At 39.1% G+C, this 17,068-nt stretch carries 14 protein-coding genes and 3 tRNA genes; all 17 read right to left on the minus strand.

Annotated elements, in window-relative coordinates:
• Positions 1-6 precede the first annotated feature (6 nt).
• Positions 7-984 (minus strand): hypothetical protein, encoded by a 978-nt coding sequence (locus JST56_05340; protein ID MBS1988392.1) that lies wholly within the window; start codon positions 982-984, stop codon positions 7-9.
• A 21-nt stretch (positions 985-1,005) separates the two neighbouring features.
• Positions 1,006-1,539 carry a hypothetical protein gene (locus tag JST56_05345; protein MBS1988393.1) on the minus strand — a complete coding sequence of 178 codons (534 nt, stop codon included), beginning with the start codon at positions 1,537-1,539 and terminating at the stop codon, positions 1,006-1,008.
• A 2-nt stretch (positions 1,540-1,541) separates the two neighbouring features.
• Positions 1,542-2,411, minus strand: coding sequence for a ribonuclease PH (rph, locus tag JST56_05350; protein ID MBS1988394.1), 870 nt, complete (start codon positions 2,409-2,411; stop codon positions 1,542-1,544).
• A 24-nt stretch (positions 2,412-2,435) separates the two neighbouring features.
• A complete protein-coding gene (gene pnp / locus JST56_05355; protein ID MBS1988395.1) occupies positions 2,436-4,538 on the minus strand; it encodes a polyribonucleotide nucleotidyltransferase in 2,103 nt (700 codons plus the stop codon).
• A gap of 60 nt (positions 4,539-4,598) precedes the next feature.
• The gene (gene rpsO / locus JST56_05360; protein ID MBS1988396.1) at positions 4,599-4,871 is read right to left on the minus strand and encodes a 30S ribosomal protein S15; all 273 of its coding nucleotides are present in this window, start codon (positions 4,869-4,871) and stop codon (positions 4,599-4,601) included.
• 65 nt (positions 4,872-4,936) lie between these two features.
• Positions 4,937-5,011, minus strand: a tRNA-Val gene (locus JST56_05365).
• 12 nt (positions 5,012-5,023) lie between these two features.
• On the minus strand, positions 5,024-9,145 hold the full coding sequence (rpoC, locus tag JST56_05370; GenBank protein ID MBS1988397.1) for a DNA-directed RNA polymerase subunit beta': 4,122 nt from the start codon (positions 9,143-9,145) through the stop codon (positions 5,024-5,026).
• A gap of 4 nt (positions 9,146-9,149) precedes the next feature.
• Complete coding sequence (rpoB, locus tag JST56_05375) at positions 9,150-13,481, minus strand: DNA-directed RNA polymerase subunit beta (protein MBS1988398.1); 4,332 nt, start codon at positions 13,479-13,481, stop codon at positions 9,150-9,152.
• 149 nt (positions 13,482-13,630) lie between these two features.
• On the minus strand, positions 13,631-13,999 hold the full coding sequence (gene rplL / locus JST56_05380; protein ID MBS1988399.1) for a 50S ribosomal protein L7/L12: 369 nt from the start codon (positions 13,997-13,999) through the stop codon (positions 13,631-13,633).
• 96 nt (positions 14,000-14,095) lie between these two features.
• A complete protein-coding gene (locus JST56_05385; protein MBS1988400.1) occupies positions 14,096-14,623 on the minus strand; it encodes a 50S ribosomal protein L10 in 528 nt (175 codons plus the stop codon).
• A 23-nt stretch (positions 14,624-14,646) separates the two neighbouring features.
• The gene (locus tag JST56_05390; GenBank protein ID MBS1988401.1) at positions 14,647-15,339 is read right to left on the minus strand and encodes a 50S ribosomal protein L1; all 693 of its coding nucleotides are present in this window, start codon (positions 15,337-15,339) and stop codon (positions 14,647-14,649) included.
• 36 nt (positions 15,340-15,375) lie between these two features.
• Complete coding sequence (gene rplK, locus JST56_05395) at positions 15,376-15,801, minus strand: 50S ribosomal protein L11 (protein MBS1988402.1); 426 nt, start codon at positions 15,799-15,801, stop codon at positions 15,376-15,378.
• A gap of 18 nt (positions 15,802-15,819) precedes the next feature.
• Entirely contained in the window at positions 15,820-16,338 is a 519-nt protein-coding gene (gene nusG, locus JST56_05400; protein MBS1988403.1) for a transcription termination/antitermination factor NusG, read from the minus strand.
• Between the two features lie 42 nt (positions 16,339-16,380).
• On the minus strand, positions 16,381-16,584 hold the full coding sequence (gene secE / locus JST56_05405; GenBank protein MBS1988404.1) for a preprotein translocase subunit SecE: 204 nt from the start codon (positions 16,582-16,584) through the stop codon (positions 16,381-16,383).
• A 28-nt stretch (positions 16,585-16,612) separates the two neighbouring features.
• Positions 16,613-16,688, minus strand: a tRNA-Trp gene (locus JST56_05410).
• Between the two features lie 10 nt (positions 16,689-16,698).
• The gene (rpmG, locus tag JST56_05415) at positions 16,699-16,857 is read right to left on the minus strand and encodes a 50S ribosomal protein L33 (protein ID MBS1988405.1); all 159 of its coding nucleotides are present in this window, start codon (positions 16,855-16,857) and stop codon (positions 16,699-16,701) included.
• Between the two features lie 43 nt (positions 16,858-16,900).
• Positions 16,901-16,976, minus strand: a tRNA-Thr gene (locus JST56_05420).
• Positions 16,977-17,068 lie beyond the last annotated feature (92 nt).

Genomic DNA, 17,068 nt, shown 5'->3' on the forward strand with positions numbered 1-17,068 from the left:
AAGCTATCAACTTTCAGATTTATAGGACGGTGATTGAAAATGACTGACATAAAAAAAATCGAGTGCTGGAAACGTTGATCCTCGTTTGAGCGTGTAATCAGCTGAATAAAGTATTTCAAAGTGCTTTGCAAGCTGTTCTTTTGTATAGAGCTGCCAGTCTTTTTTGAGAAATGAATAGGGGAGTCTAAAACTCATTTTTTTTGCATTAATAAAATCTTTTTTGCTCAGGTACTGAATAACGTTAAGAGCTCGCCAAATCTGTTCGCTCCAAAAAGTAATCCAAAAAATATCAGGATAATCGTTTTGCAGTGTTATCCAAAGATCAAAAAATTTCTCTGGATTTTGAGCAAAGAAATATTCTGAAAGTTGAGTGAGTGATGGCTGTGAACTTACAAGGCCAATAAGGTATTTTTCACTTGGAGAAATCATTTTTATGCTGATTAGATCAATGTAATTAATCAGCATGCATGCTATATCAAGTGAAATGCTTGGTTGTAGTTTGAAAATTTTCTTGATAAATAAAGATTTTCTTTCAGGAAGAGGATTGCCAAAAATAGCTTGAAGAAGATTGAACTGTTCAAGATTAATAAGAGGTTCTATTTGTATGATTTTTATTTTTTCAGATACTGATATTTTTAGATCATTATTTGCAAAAAATGCGATAACATTTGGTCCGTTATAAGAGCAAAGTTCAGTACCAAATTCTTTATGCCATTTTTCACTTTCATCAAGATGGCCAAGCCAATAAAAATTGCATGATCCTAAAAAAGATTGAGCTAAATTTGCTTGGATATTTGCTTTTGATGTTGTATGGAGTGGGAGTCTTTGAAAGGGGCTTGGTAAAATATTTTTTTGCATGATCAATTCAAAAAGAGATGCAAAGAAAAGCGAAGGAAATTCTTGTCCTTGAAAGTAAAAACAAGAAGTAGAGTTCCAAAATTGAGAATTGTGTAATGATTGCAAAAAAGTTTGAAAGTTTATCATTCTATCTATCTATCTATCTATCTATACAAATTTTTTAGTCAGAATTGATCGGAAATGATGTTCTATGACTGGAGAGATACGTTCAAGTATCTTCTTATATTCAAAGTAAAAAAAGTCACTCTTCAGAATAGGATCGATTGGTTTTGAAATCAAGGTTGATCCTTCAAAGGTTTTTGCATTGACCAGTTCGTGATTAAAATCAAAAAGCTCACAGAGTAAAACAAGTCGCATCCGGACATGAAAGAGTAAGATATCAGGAGATACGAATTTTGTTTGGGGATCTAATGATTTGATTGTAATTTTCAAAAGATACCCATCGTTTTGATTATTAACCAAATAATAACCCATGCGTCGAAATCGATGTGTAATTGTTTCATAAACAAGCGGTGTAATGTTATCAAAGACATACTTATTTTCTGGAAGTTGAATGTAAAGTGGAATTTTACAGTTGATGATATTAGTATGAGAAATAAGCGAAGTACGATGAATGCAGCTATTTGTGCATAATACTAAGATAATTAGGCTTATAATAGGTAACGATGGATAAAAATGCATGATTATTCAGGCTTATTGAATCGATTTGCTAAGCTAAATAAACCGGATTTTTGTTCGTTATTATTACGATGTTGTACTTGCGGAGCTTGATTTCTAGCTTTTTGGACATCATTTTTTTTATGATGATCTTCAATAAGCGCTGGTTGCTCATTGGTAGGTGCATTACATTGTGAAAAAAGATCATCAATACCTTTAATAGCAAGTATTCTGAGCGATTCAAACATTGCCCAAGGAATGGGTGCTTTTTCAGATGTTCCTTGAACTTCGATAAGTTCACCTTGAGCTGAAACAACAAAATTAAAATCTGCTTCAGCTGAACTATCTTCGATATATGAAAGATCTGCACATGCAATTCCTTTGACAAGTCCAACTGAAATTGCAGCAATTCGAGTTTTCAGAATACTTTTGGCAATAATGCCTCGAGCAATCCATCGCCCAATAGCAATTTCGAGTGCAAGGCTTGCGGCAGTAATTGATGCAACTCTTGTTCCTCCATCTGCTTGTAAAACATCGCAATCAATAACAATTGTGCGTTCTCCAAGAGGGGTCAGATCAATCGTGGCACGTAAACAGCGTCCAATTAAGCGAGAAATTTCCACATTTCGAGGATTTTGTTTTCCTTGTAAAGACTCACGCATAGTACGTTGATGTGTTGCAGATGGAAGCATTGCATATTCTGCAGACAGCCAACCAACTCGTTGGCCTTTTAGAAAAGGAGGTACTCCTTGCTGTAGCGTTACCGATACAAGGACTTTTGTTTGTCCAAGCTCGAAAAAAACAGATGCATCGGCATAACCAAGGGTGTCATATGAAATTGTAATATGCCGAATTTCATGTCCAGCTCGACCGTCAGGTCGTTGCTTCGTTTCCATGCAAGGAGACCTTTAATTGATGGTTTAAGAACGAGGAGGGTTTTCAAGTTCAGGTGCAACAAGACGAATTCGACCGGAGTCTTTGTCATAAGCTGTTACTTTAACCGTGAGCTTGTCTCCAAGTCTGTAGTTTCTTTCAATATCGTGTTGTGCGCTTTTTGCAATAGTGGAGATATGAACAAGTCCATCTCGACCAGGAGCAACTTCAACGAAGATGCCAAATTCGGTAAATCGACGAATTGTTCCGTTAAAAACAGATCCAACTTCAAGATCTCCAACAAGTGCTTTAATCCAAGCTTCAGCTTCAAGCGAAGCTGCCTGATCACGAGAGAAAATCTTAACGGTGCCATCATCTTCAATATCAATCTGGGCGCCTGTTTTTGCAACAATTTCTTTAATGGTTTTGCCACCGGGTCCGATAAGCAATCCAATTTTATCAGTATCAATTTTAACACTGGTAATCCGAGGAGCAAGCGCTGAAAGTTCAGATCGAGGAGCTGTTAATGTCTTACGCATTTCCTCTAAAATAAACAATCTACCAACGCGAGCTTGTTCGAGTGCTTTTACTAATACTTCTCGAGGAAGACCTACTTTGTCTTTGATGTCGAGCTGAAAACTCATGATACCGTCAGTTGTTCCTGTTACTTTGAAGTCCATAAGACCAAAAGCGTCTTCAAATCCAAGAATATCAGTTAACACATGAAATGCACCAGATGAGTCGCGCATAAGCCCCATTGCGGTACCGCTGACCATCGCTTTAATAGGGATTCCAGCATCCATAAGTGCTAATGTTGTAGCGCAGACTGTTGCCATTGATGATGAGCCATTTGATTCTAACACATCAGAAACGGAACGAATGGTGTATGGAAATTTCTCTTGAGAAGGAAGAACATTATAAAATGAAGTTTCAGCGAGGTATCCATGTCCAATTTCACGACGACCTGTTCCTCTCATTGGCTTAACCTCACCGGTTGCAAATGGTGGGAAATTATAGTGCAGCATGAATGAACGTTCTTTTGCGCCACCAATCAGGGATTCGTATTTTTGAGCATCTTGTCCAGAGCCAAGTGTTAAGCTTGCAAGTGCCTGAGTTTCACCACGTTGAAAAAGAGCTGAGCCATGAACACAAGGCAAGGTGCTTGTTTCTGAATAGATTGGTCTAATTTCATCAAAGCGACGACCATCAACACGCTTTTGAGTTTTTGCCATTAAATCTGGCATATGTTTTGCAAGAATTGACTCAAAAACCGTATTGAGGACAGTGGTTGTTACATTTCCAGCTTCAATATCGGCTGCAAAATGCGCTTTGATCATATCTTCTACTTTGTCCATAGCGGCGCTACGGCTATCTTTAGTAGGTGCAAACAATGTTTGTGCAACATCAAGCGTAAATACTTCACGCACCTTTTGAGTCCAAGATTCAAAATCTATTTTTGAAGGAACTGTTGATTTCTCGATTCCAAGTTCGGCTTGAATCTCAAGTTGCCAAGTGATTTGCTCCTGGTTAAGTTCGTGTGCTTGAAGCAAAAGATCGATGAGTTCATTTTCAGAAGCATTATTGCAATGTCCTTCGACCATACAAATACCACTTTGAGTACTTGCAACAACAATATTGCTATCAGATTTTTCTTGTTCTTCGTAAGAAAGATTAAATTTCCATGCTCCATCTACTTTCCCAATTTGCACAGCTCCAATAGGGCCCAAAAACGGGATATTGGAAATGGTAAGTGCAAGCGAAGATCCAATTAAGCTGAGAATATTTGTTGGAAATTTTCCATCAGAAGAGTAAACCGTCGAAACAATCTGGACTTCATTGTAAAAATCATGAGGGAAAAGTGGTCTGATTGGTCGATCAATTAAGCGAGATGCAAGAACTTCGGTGTCAGAAAGCTTGCCTTCGCGCTTAAAAAAGCCGCCAGGAAATTTTCCAGCTGCTGATGTTCTTTCACGATACTCAACAGTAAGGGGTAAAAAACCTGCAAATTCCTTAGGTTCTTTCGATGCTACTGCTGTTGCAAGGACGATGTTGTTCCCACATCGAATCCATGCTGAGCCATCTGCTTGACGAGCAAACTTGTTTACTTCAACTTCGAGATTGAATTTAGGTAAGTGAAATTTTTTTTGCATGGCTTCCTTTTGAATAAAGAACGTATTTCGACAAGTTTGCACAGTATGAACTCACAGTTCTTACATCAATCCTTCACTCTTCAGAGACGCTAACAACTTGTCGTGAACCGGTAAGTCTGTTCTTTTTAAGTAACCTAAAAAGGAACGACGTGTCGTAACAAGCTTGAGCAATCCTTGTCGAGAGTGAAAATCTTTGGGAAATTGCTTAAGGTGTTCAGCTACTTCGCGAATGCGTTGCGATAAAATTGCTATCTGAACCTCAGAAGATCCGGTATCACCTTGGAAACGGGCAAATTTCAAAACAATATTATCTTTTGTTTGTTTTTTTAACATATGCTATCAAGCTCCACAATATATTTTTCAAGTAAACATTTATTCGTACTGCGCATATTTTCTAATGGTAGGCGCGAGCGGAATCGAACCGCTGACCCTTGCTACGTCAAAGCAATGCTCTACCCCTGAGCTACGCGCCCTTAAACCTATTTTTAGTTCTCTTGTTCAAGAGAAATGTTATCTAAACCAATTTCAAGCTGCTCTTCTTTACGAGCTCTTTGTTCAAGTTCTGAAACATCTTCACCGATGTGTTTCAATCGGAACGAAGGAACACCGGTTCCAGCAGGTATAAGTTTACCAATTACCACGTTTTCTTTCAAGCCGTATAGGAAATCAACTTGTCCAACCAAAGATGCTTCAGTTAAGACTCGAGTTGTTTCTTGGAACGATGCCGCTGAAATAAAACTCTCAGTGCCAAGAGATGACTTAGTAATACCCATTAAGATTGGCTTAGCCATTGCAGCTTTCTTACCTTCTTTAATCATTAATTTATTAATGGCTTGGAGGTGAATCTTATCAATGCGATCGCCAACAACAAATTTGGTATCACCTGGGTCGATAACGCGAACCTTACGAAGCATTTGTCGAACAATAACTTCAATATGCTTGTCGTTAATATCAACACCTTGAAGACTGTAAATTTCCTGGATTTCTTTGACCAAGTATTTCTGTACTTCATCTGGTCCGAGGATTCTCAGAATATCGTGAACATTTGGTACGCCGGATGACAAAGCGTCACCAGCTTTTACACTTTCACCATCTTCAACATTTAAATGTCTGCTTCGAGGAACATTGTATTCAAATACTTCATTATCTTCGGTAGTAATTGTTACACGTCGTTGACCACGATGAACACCGCCAAAGTGGACGACACCATCAACTTCACTGATGATAGCAGTGTCTTTTGGAATACGTGCTTCAAATAATTCTGCAACTCGAGGCAAACCACCGGTAATATCCTTTGTTCGCTTTTCTTCACGATGGAGTTTTGCAATTGGATCGCCAGGGAAAAGCTGTTTACCTTCTTCGACGGTTAAGATTGCACCTGTTGGTAAATAATAACGGGCCTCTTCTCCACCTACTTTGTCAATTACGGCAATATATGGCTGACGTTTTTCGTCTCGACGTTCAAGAATAACTTTACTTGAAGTATTTGTTGTTTCATCAAATTGTTCTTGATAAGTGACGTTTTCAATTAAATCAATCAGTTTAACAGTACCTGCTTTTTCAGTCATGATAACTTTATGGGAATCCCACTCAGCAATCTTTTGACCTTCAGTTACAGAACTTCCATTCTCAACAAGAATGTGCGTACCGTACTCTAAGCGGCATTCTTCACGTTCACGTCCATCGTCAGAAACGATTACGATTTTCGCTTTTCGATTCATGACGGTTAGAATGCCTTCGCGATTTTTAATTGTGTGAACACCGCGATAGCTTACTTTTCCAGCACATCGTACTTTGTAGAAGTTTTGTTCTACAAGACCACTTGCTGTACCACCAACGTGGAAGGTTCTCATGGTGAGCTGTGTACCAGGTTCACCAATCGATTGCGCTGCAATAACACCAACCGCGGTTCCTACATCAACAACACGCAATTTTGAAAGATCCATGCCGTAGCACTTAACGCATATACCGCGTCGAGCTTGACACGTTAAAACCGATTTAATAGCGACTTCGCTCACTGCAGAGTCTTTAATTTTATCAATTACTTGATCAATGAGGAGTTCACCTTGTTTTGCAAGGAGTTTACCTGAAAGTGGATCAATAATGTCTTCTGCTGCAATACGACCAAAAATTCGATCTGGAAGTGGTCGAATTATTTCGCCAGACTCACGAAGATCTGTTACTCGTATGTAACCAAGTGTTCCACAATCGTCTTGAGCAACAACCACATCTTGAGCTACGTCAACCAAGCGACGTGTTAAGTATCCAGAGTCAGCGGTTTTCAACGCTGTATCTGCAAGACCTTTTCGAGCACCACTCGTTGAAACGAAATATTCAAAAACGTTCAGTCCTTCTTTAAAGTTTGCAAGAACTGGCGTTTCCATAATTTCACCTGATGGTTTTGCCATCAATCCTCTCATAGCAGCAAGCTGACGGATCTGTTGTCGAGAGCCTCGAGCACCAGAGTCAAGCATCATGAACACAGGGTTGAAAGGAGTATCTGTTTTTTCATTGTTTGTAGATGCATTACGATCTTCGTTTTCAAGAACGCTGATCATTTCATTCGTAACATCTTCAGTTGCACGCGCCCAAATCTGAATCACTTTGTTATAACGTTCACCATTGGTGATTGCGCCATCCATATAAAGTTTTTCAGCTTTTTCGACGTCTTTTATTCCTTTGCCAACGATGCCATGCTTTGAGTCTGGAATTACTAAGTTTTCCATGGAAAGTGATATGCCACCAAGTGTTGCATAACTAAATCCAAGTTGTTTAATGTTATCAAGAGCCTTGACTGTTGCTTCTGCTCCGAATGCTTTATACAGTCGTCCAACTAACTTAACAAGGTCTTTTTTCTTGACTGCTTTGTTAATCCATTCAAATTCAGTATTTTCAGGTAATGCTTCATAGAGTAAAACACGACCAACAGTTGTCTCAATAATAGTTTTAGATTTCAAGCGTACTTTAATATGAGCATGAACATTAATTTGTTTGCGCTGATACGCGTAAACAACTTCTGAAATATTTGAGAAAACTAAACCTTCTCCAGGAATGTTTTTTCTTCCTTTGGTCATATAATACAAGCCCAAAACCATATCTTGAGATGGTACAGTAATAGGACGACCTGTTGCAGGAGTTAAAATATTATTTGTTGAAAGCATCAACTCTACTGCTTCAGTTCTGGCGCGTTTGCTGAGCAATACGTGAACCGCCATTTGGTCACCGTCAAAGTCCGCGTTAAATGCAGAACAAACAAGCGGGTGAATTTTAATTGCTTTACCTTCTACCAATATTGGAAAGAACGCTTGAATACTCAAACGGTGCAATGTTGGTGCTCGGTTGAGTAATACTGGTCTGTCCTTTACAACAGCTTCAAGGGCTTCCCAAACTTCTGAGGTCATTTCCTCAACCATGCGTTTTGCAACGCGTAAGTTTGGAGCTAATTCACGACGTTGTAATTCAACATAAACATATGGCTTAAAGAGTTCAAGTGCCATCAATTTAGGTAAACCACACTGAGACATTTTAAGTTCAGGGTCAACAACAATAACCGATCGACCAGAATAGTCGACACGTTTACCAAGTAAGTTTTGACGGAATCGACCTTGTTTACCACGAAGCATTTCAGATAATGACTTAAGTGGGCGACGATTCGATCCTCGAACTGGCTGTCCTCGTCGACCGTTGTCGATCAAAGCGTCAACCGATTCTTGGAGAATTCGCTTTTCGTTTTTGATAATAACATCTGGTGCTTCAAGCTCAATTAAACGTCGTAAACGAATGTTTCGGTTTAAAACGCGTCGATACAAGTCATTAAGGTCTGAGCTTGCAAACCGACCACCTTCAAGCGGTACAAGAGGACGTAAATCTGGTGGAATGACCGGAAGTACTTCCATAATGACCCACTCAGGTCTAATATTTGCTTGCATAAGTCCTGATAACACTTTATAGCGTTTTGCAAGGCGATGCTTAATGGCAACAGATGTTGTTTGGGTATAATCTTCTTCAATTTTTCGAACTTCAAAATTCAAATCGATGAGCGTTAAGAGCAGTTTAATTGCTTCAGCACCCATACCTGCTTTGAATGAAATATCTTCTTCACTTGATCGAAGATAGTCATCATATTCTTGGCTATTGATCAAGGTCTTTTGAGGATAAGGAGAAGTACCTTGATTGATAACTATGTAGCTATCAAAATAGATAACTCGCTCAAGATCCCGAACGGTCATTCCCATAATCAAGCTTAAATAGCTTGGAATTCCTTTTAAGAACCAAATGTGGCAAACAGGAGAGACAAGGTTAATATGTCCCATGCGTTCTCTGCGTACGCGTGATTGAATAACTTCAACACCGCATTTTTCACAGGTAACACCACGATGCTTCATGCGTTTATACTTACCGCAGTTACATTCCCAGTCTTTTACAGGTCCGAAAATGCGGGCACAAAAGAGTCCATCGCGTTCTGGTTTGAGAGTTCTATAGTTAATGGTTTCTATTTTTTTTACTTCTCCGTAAGACAAGGATCGAATCTTGTCTGGAGAAGCAATTCCAATTTTAATAGCATTAAATTGCGTTGTGTTGATATACTCGCGAAAGCGCTCAAGCATCCTATTATTCACCGACTTGCTCCTTACTGGTCTTAAATAAATCAACTTGCAGTCCCAAGCTCTGCAGCTCTTTTACCAAAACATTGAATGATTCTGGAATTCCTGGTTCAGGAACCTCATCACCACGAACAATAGCTTCGTATGTCTTGATTCGTCCGTTAACGTCGTCAGATTTAACAGTCAACATTTCTTGGAGCGTGTAAGCTGCACCATATGCATAAAGTGCCCATACTTCCATCTCACCAAGACGTTGACCACCAAATTGTGCCTTACCGCCCAGAGGCTGCTGTGTAATCAAAGAGTATGGCCCAACAGAGCGAGCGTGCAATTTATCATCTGCCAAGTGATTGAGCTTCATCATATAAATGTACCCAACTGTGACAGGCTGATCGAATTGCTCTCCAGTACGACCATCAAATAAGGTAAATGCACCGTTAACAGGGAGTTTTACTTCTTCGAGAAGCGGTTGAATTTCTTCTTTGTAGTCAGCCCCATCAAAGACAGGGGTTTTCATTGCAAGTCCATTTTCAGCTGTTTTACGTGCTAAACTTACAAGTTCTTCTTTACCATGTGTCTTTTCAATTGCTTCAATTACTTCTGCACCAAAATAGTGACACAAACGAGTTTTAAGTTCTTTATGATTTAAGTTGTCTAATTCTTTGGCAAATTCTTTACCAATTTGCATGCCAGCCATCCCTAGGATGGTTTCAAGAATCTGACCAACGTTCATACGACCAGGTACACCGAGTGGGTTAAGAACGATATCAGCATGCGTACCGTCTTCAAGATATGGCATATCTTCGTTATTAACGATAGTAGATACAACACCTTTATTTCCGTGACGACCTGCAATCTTATCACCAACCGAAACTCTTCGACGAGTAGCTACGTATACTTTGATCATCTTTATAACGCCAGATGGTAAATCATCACCTTTGCGTAATTGGTTGATACGGTCTTCTTTGAGCGCCATCAAAATATGCAATTGATTAGCAAGCACTTCTTGATAATGCTTAATTTTTGTATCAACTTCTTTTGATCCAGTTTCGATAGCCAGAAGATCTTCAAGCTCAGCTATTTGCATTTTTTGAGCAACAAAAATTCCATCATTGGTTAATTCTTTATATTTCTTTGCAGGAGCTGTTTTACTATCCAAAAGGGTAACTACTTTTTCTTTAAGACCGCGTTTTAAAATATTCAAATGAGCAGCAAAGTTCTCTTCAAACTTTTGTGTTTCTTTGAGCACGATGTCTTTATAACGTTTGTCTTTTCTGATACCACTACGAGAGAATACTTTAACGTCAACAACTGTTGCTTCAACTCCAGGTGGAACGCGCAACGATGTATCGCGAACTTCTCGTGACTTTTCTCCAAAAATTGCTCGAAGCAATTTTTCTTCAGGAGAGACTTGAATATCACCTTTGAGTGTTACTTTTCCAACAAGGATATCGCCAGGCTTAATTCGTGTTCCAATTTTAACGATACCATCTTCGTCAAGTGCTTCAAGATCTTTTTCGGAGACATTTGGGATGTCTCGTGTAATTTCTTCGGCACCAAGTTTGGTGTCACGTGCTTCAGAAACAAATTCTTCAACGTGAACTGATGAAAAAACGTCATCAGAAACAAGTCGTTTACTGATAACAATAGCGTCTTCATAGTTGTATCCTTGCCATGGCATGAATGCTACCAAGACGTTACTTCCAAGTGCAAGTTCACCATTTTTTGTTGCAGCACCATTGGTGAGCACATCGCCTTTTTTGACGGTGTGACCAACGCGAACAATCGGATCGTAATGAATCCAAGTGTTATGACTTGATCGAGAGAATTTCTTTAAGTGATAAACGTCGATAGGTTTTGCAAGCCACTCCGTTTCACTCGTACTTTTTTCGTCAATTCTAATAATGATCTTATCAGCTGAAACATATTCAACCAGACCATCATTTTTAGAAACTATAACAGTGCCTTCAAGCGAACCGAGTTCTTTTTCCATGCCGGTTCCTACTATTGGAACTTGGCATTTTATAAGCGGTACAGCTTGTCGTTGCATGTTAGAGCCCATCAATGCTCGGTTTGCGTCGTCATGTTCCAAAAATGGAATTAAAGCTGTAGGAACAGAGAAAATTTGTCTTGGAGAAGCGTCGAGATAATCAATTTCTCCCACTTCAACAGGAAGAATGTTTCCATCCTTACGAATAAGAATCTTGCTTTCATTAATTGCATTATGCTTATTCATTTTGATTGCGGCTTGTGCAATTGTTTTGCCTTGCTCTTCAAACGCATCTAAATACATGACGTTATCAGCAACTTTTCCATCATCAACCTTGCGATAAGGTGTTTCAATGAAGCCAAGTTCGTTTACGCGAGCATAGGTTGAAAGTGATGAAATAAGACCAATGTTCTGTCCTTCAGGTGTTTCGATAGGACAGATGCGACCATAGTGAGAGGTATGAACGTCACGAACTTCGAAAGTAGCGCGTTCGCGGGTAATACCACCGGGCCCAAGAGCGGAAAGTCTACGTTTGTGTGCCATTTCTGCAAGTGGGTTGGTTTGGTCCATAAATTGAGAAAGTTGACCAGTTCCAAAGAATTCTCGTAATACAGCAGCCAGAGGCTTCACGTTTAAGAAGTCATAAGGCATGAGTGATGAATAATTTTCTTGCAAACGGAAACGCTCTTTAATGATACGTTCAATTCTTGAAAAACCAACATACAGCTGACTTTGAAGTAATTCACCAACTAATCGAATACATCGGTTACCTAAATGATCGATGTCATCTAATTCGCCTTCACCACGTTCTTTTAAACCAACGAGGTATTTGAGCGTTGTGATAATATCTTCTTGGGTTAAGTGAGTGATCTCTTGATTACTGCTCATGCCTAACTTACGATTTGTACGAATACGTCCAACAATTGTTAAGTCATAAAAGCGAGAATTAAAGAAGAGATTACTAATGTATTCTTCCATTATTTTTAATGAAGGAATATCGCCAGGCTTCAGTTTTGAGTAGACCTCTTTAAGAGCATCTTCATGATTATTGATCTGATCTTGAGCAAAGGTCAAAGCCATGGTTGGCTGAAATACATAACCAGATGATTGAATGAGGCTGAGTTTGCAGTCTCCAAGTTCACCAATTTGATCAATAATTTCTTCAGTGAGAATAGATCCCAATGGAATGAGAACTTCGCCGGTTGTTTCATCAATAACGTCTTTAGCAACGATACGATTAGTCAAGCTGCTTTTACGTACAGATAAATTTTTGATGCCATCTTTGAGAATTTTATCGATCATAGGCTTCGTGAAACGTTGCCCGATAACGAAGCTATCCTCGATATCTTTTGGCAATGAACCTGTTTCAAGACGCTGTCCTATGAGATCAGCATTAACTTTTCTGTAAAATTTTCCTTTTTTAACTTCAATATCATCAAAGTCATAAAAGGTTGATAGAATTGAGTTTTTTTCAATTCCAATTGCTTGAAGAAATGTTGTAGCAAGAATTTTTTTCTTCTTGTCGATACGGACGTATACAAGATCATTATGATCAAATTCAAAATCAAGCCAAGACCCTCGCCCAGGAATAATTCTTGCGACATGATATGGCTGACCACGGTAGTCTTTTGTCTTCTTACTTAAAGAAAACATTACACCCGGAGCACGATGAATTTGGCTTACAACAACACGATCAACGCCATTGATCAAGAATGTTCCTTGGCTACCAAGTTGGAAGCACCCATCTTGATCTTCGTAAAGATCGACCATTACCGGTAAATCACAAAAGAATACATCTTGTTCTTTGATATCGCGAATGACTTTAGCATTTGTTTGCGGATCAATATCCCAGCTACTCAGTTGCATTTTTACTTTGAGCGGCATTGAATAAGTTTTTCCACTATATCGACAGTCACTAACCGAAATATTGCCTTTGATTGTGACACGGGAGAAACATTTTTTGCAAGGAGTATAGCAAGCAGTATCTTTGCTGCAAGCAGGACAAATTTTTCCATTTTTTAGAGAATTGAATCCTGTTTTTTTACAGGAAGAGCAACCCCACTTGTAACGATTTTGAATACCGGTTAATTGGCCGCATACGCAAGCCCAATCACCAAGCTCATAACTTACATACTCCAAAGAGATGCGCTCATTATGTTCCACAGGGAATGTATCGCGCAAAACCTTTTCAAGCCCAATATTTTTACGCTCGGAAGGTAAGCAATCTAATTGAACAAAATCATTAAAGGATTTTGATTGTACCTCAATAAGATTGGGTAGCGATACGACCTCTTTGATTTTGCCAAATGATTTTCTTAAGACTCCCTGACCTCTGCCGAACTGAGACATTCAATCGCTCCTAATCGTAAACGCAACAAGACATCACACTGCAAACATAATTATTTTCATAAGAGAAAATAAAGGGGACCCGTCTTAAAAGGCATTATTTTTCCTTTAAGACGGTCCCAAAACTTTATTCCAAGCACGTAGAATTAAATTTAGCTTAATTCTACTTTGGCGCCAGCTTCTTCAAGTGTTTTTTTGATTTTTTGAGCTTCTTCTTTTGGAGATGCTTCTGCGACAACAAACGGAGTATTGTCAGCAGCTTCTTTAGCAGCGCCAAGAGATAGTGTTGTTACACCTCGAAGTGCTTTAATAACGTTGAGCTTGTTAGCTCCAGCGTCTGTAAGCGTTACTTTGAATTCAGACTTCTCTTCTGCTGGTGCAGCAGCGCCGGCTGCAGCTACTGGCATTGCAGCAACTGGTGCAGCTGCAGAAACGCCAAATGCTTCTTCCAAAGCTTTCACCAAATCAGCGAGATCTTTAACGGACATTTTGCTGATTTCTTCAATCATCTTTGATGACATGGATAACTCCCTATAACAAACAGTAAACGAACAATCTTAATTACTCTGACAACCTAAAAACAGATTCGTAAAATCCCCCACGAAATCTATTACTTACTAAGCACTCAATTGCTTTTGTTCTTCGATGCGCTTCAATACATAAAGTAATCGAACAATAAGCAAGTTAAGCAAGCGAACAAAGCTTGAAATTGGAGCTTGTATTGTTCCAACAACTTGCGCAAGTAAGACTTCTCGAGAAGGAAGTGATGCAAGAAATACAACATCTCCAAGTGCAAGTTTTTTTGCTTCAAAAAAACCTGAAACCACTTGCAGTAATCCGTTGTCTTTTGAAAACTTAATAAGATTTTTTGCAAGTGCGGAAACGTCGCCTTGTGCAAATACTATTCCAACTTGATTGGAAAAGTCTTGACTAAAATCATTAGCACCTTCAACATCACGTGCGGCAAGCTTCATTAATGTTGTTTTGGTGACTTTAAAAACAGCCTTATTTTCTCTCAGATTTTTTCGAAAATCTCTAAGAGCTGCTACGTTTAGCCCTTTATATTGCACTAAAAACGCCGCTTCAGATTCTGAAAACAGTTTTTTAAAGTCAGAAAGAGCTGATTCTTTTTGTTGACGATTCATAACAAAACCCTTTTAAAAACTGCTTATAAAATCTCATCAGAGTTGATGGTGACGCCAACTCCCATGGTTGAAGAAATAGAAATCTTCCTGACAAACTTGCCTTTTGATGTCCCAGGCTTGCTGCTTTGAACCGCTTTAATAAGGGCTACAAGATTTTCAAGAAGTTTTGGTATTCCAAATGATACTTTTCCAAATGGAGCATGCAGGATGCCACCTTTATCATTTCTGAAAGTAACACGACCTTTTTTGAGATCTGAAACAATACTTGCTATGTCGAAGGTTACAGTGCCTACTTTTTTATTAGGCAACAAACCTCGAGGCCCAAGAATTTTTGCAACTTTTCCTACAGGACCCATAAGGTCTGGAGTAGCAACTGCTGCATCAAAATCAACCCAGCCACCTTCAATTTTTTCAATTAAATCATCAGAACCAACAAAGTCAGCACCAGCACTCGTTGCAGCATCAGCGTATTCACCTTTAGCAAACACGAGAACGCGAACCTGGTTTCCGGTACCATGAGGAAGAAGTACTGAGCCACGAACAGTTTGCTCACCCTTTGTAGGATCAATTCCGAGGGTAACGCTTACATCCACAGACTCATCAAATTTCACATGTGCATTTTTTATAACAAAGTCAAGGGCGTCTTTATTTGAAGAAATTGCTGCAGAGGCTAATTTTTCTTTTACTTGTCTGTGTTTTTTTCCAATATTACTCATTGAGTATCCAATTCATCTAAACCATGTTTCAATCGTTTATTCAACGATTGCAATACCCATACTACGAGCACTTCCTGCAATTACTTTCTTAGCAGCTTCAAGATCAAAGGCGCTTAAATCAGGTAGTTTGATTTTTGCGATATCTTCAACATCTTTCCACTTAAGAGTGCTAACTCGCTCTTTGCCAGGATTTTTAGCCCCTTTGCTTATGTTAGCTTTTTTGCGAAGCAATTCCGAAACTGGAGGTGTCTTTAGAACAAAATCAAATGTTTTGTCTTGATAGATCACAATTTGAACCGGAACAGTTTCGCCTTTGCGATTTGCTGAAGCAGCATTGAATTTTTTGCAAAAGTCCATGAGGTTCACGCCGTGTTGACCTAATGTGGAACCTACTGGAGGAGCTGGTGTTGCGCCACCACCAGGCAATTGCAGTTTTACCTGAGCTTTAATTTTTTTCGACATGACATTACCTATACACGATTACTTTTTAACTTGATCGAAACCTAACTCAACGGGGGTTAATCTACCAAAAATACTTACCATAAGAGTAAGTCTTTCTCGGTCTTCATCAACCTTATCAATGATACCAACAAAACCAGAAAAAGGGCCGCTTGAAATTTGAACTTCATTGCCAACAATAAACGATGTTTTCTCGCTTAAAGCTGAAAGTTTACCAGACATTTGAGAGAAGATTCGCTCAACTTCTCGGTCTGATAGTGGAGCTGGGCTCTCACCACCTAAAAAACGTGTAACACGTTGATTTGAAGAAACAAGTCGAAAAGTTTCTCCATTCATGTCCATATTAATGAGAAGGTACCCAGGAAAGATTTTTTCTTTTTTGTTTTTTAGTTCAGAAAAGAAAGAAGCAACCTCGCCAGTTGGAATTAATATTTCCCCGAACAAATCTTGAAGACCTTCTTCCTCGAATCGTTTTTCGAGGTCAGTTTTTACAATATCTTCAAATCCTGTAAATACTTGTGCCACATACCAACGTTTCATTGCTTAACCGCGCGCCTTTTCATATTGTTAATCAATTATTATCTAGCCAATTAGTTGTCTGATAAAATAACTAAACGAACTGTCCATTGTTCCAAGAATAGCTGAAAAAATAACAACCACCGTGCAAACAATTACCATGGACCCTGTTAGTTCATCTCGACTTGGCCACGTTGTCTTTTTTATTTCGGCTACCACTTCACTTGAAAATGAAGTGATACGACTGAAAAATGAAGTAACATTGCTCATAAGCCAACTTTCCTTCAATTTTGGGTTTTGGCAGGCCAGGAGGGATTCGAACCCCCAACACGCGGATTTGGAGTCCGCTGCTCTACCATTGGAGCTACTGACCCAACCCTTTTTTTATTTTGTTTCTTTATGCACAGAATGTTTTCGGCATTTGGCGCAATACTTATTCAATGCAAGCTTTCCAAATGAACGCTTTTTTGATACACGCATGCTGTAATTTCTCAAGCCACATCCAGCGCACTCTAAGTGCATGATAACGCGATTTTTAGCCATAATCAAACTTTCAGTACTCGTTAAACCATTAATCAATTGAAACTGGAGCCCGCGACCGGGCTTGAACCGGTGACCTCTCCCTTACCAAGGAAGTGCTCTACCAACTGAGCTACGTGGGCTTTCTCTTTTATTTCAAATTCTATTCGTGTGGATTATCCACTTGTTTGCTTTTAAAGTTTTTCATCGCTCACTTAGGGCGTGTATGCGGTCA

The sequence above is a fragment of the Candidatus Dependentiae bacterium genome (genome assembly GCA_018266175.1).
Lineage (GTDB): Bacteria > Babelota > Babeliae > Babelales > RVW-14 > JAFEAY01.

Coding starts and splice junctions, on each gene's coding strand:
- secE (MBS1988404.1), bottom strand. CDS start 16,584: ATGAGCAATGTTACTTCATTTTTCAGTCGTATCACTTCATTTTCAAGT.
- rpsO (MBS1988396.1), bottom strand. CDS start 4,871: ATGTTAAAAAAACAAACAAAAGATAATATTGTTTTGAAATTTGCCCGT.
- rpoC (MBS1988397.1), bottom strand. CDS start 9,145: ATGCTTGAGCGCTTTCGCGAGTATATCAACACAACGCAATTTAATGCT.
- pnp (MBS1988395.1), bottom strand. CDS start 4,538: ATGCAAAAAAAATTTCACTTACCTAAATTCAATCTCGAAGTTGAAGTA.
- JST56_05345 (MBS1988393.1), bottom strand. CDS start 1,539: ATGCATTTTTATCCATCGTTACCTATTATAAGCCTAATTATCTTAGTA.
- nusG (MBS1988403.1), bottom strand. CDS start 16,338: ATGAAACGTTGGTATGTGGCACAAGTATTTACAGGATTTGAAGATATT.
- JST56_05340 (MBS1988392.1), bottom strand. CDS start 984: ATGATAAACTTTCAAACTTTTTTGCAATCATTACACAATTCTCAATTT.
- rplL (MBS1988399.1), bottom strand. CDS start 13,999: ATGTCATCAAAGATGATTGAAGAAATCAGCAAAATGTCCGTTAAAGAT.
- JST56_05385 (MBS1988400.1), bottom strand. CDS start 14,623: ATGAATCGTCAACAAAAAGAATCAGCTCTTTCTGACTTTAAAAAACTG.
- rplK (MBS1988402.1), bottom strand. CDS start 15,801: ATGTCGAAAAAAATTAAAGCTCAGGTAAAACTGCAATTGCCTGGTGGT.
- rpoB (MBS1988398.1), bottom strand. CDS start 13,481: ATGTCTCAGTTCGGCAGAGGTCAGGGAGTCTTAAGAAAATCATTTGGC.
- rph (MBS1988394.1), bottom strand. CDS start 2,411: ATGGAAACGAAGCAACGACCTGACGGTCGAGCTGGACATGAAATTCGG.
- rpmG (MBS1988405.1), bottom strand. CDS start 16,857: ATGGCTAAAAATCGCGTTATCATGCACTTAGAGTGCGCTGGATGTGGC.
- JST56_05390 (MBS1988401.1), bottom strand. CDS start 15,339: ATGAGTAATATTGGAAAAAAACACAGACAAGTAAAAGAAAAATTAGCC.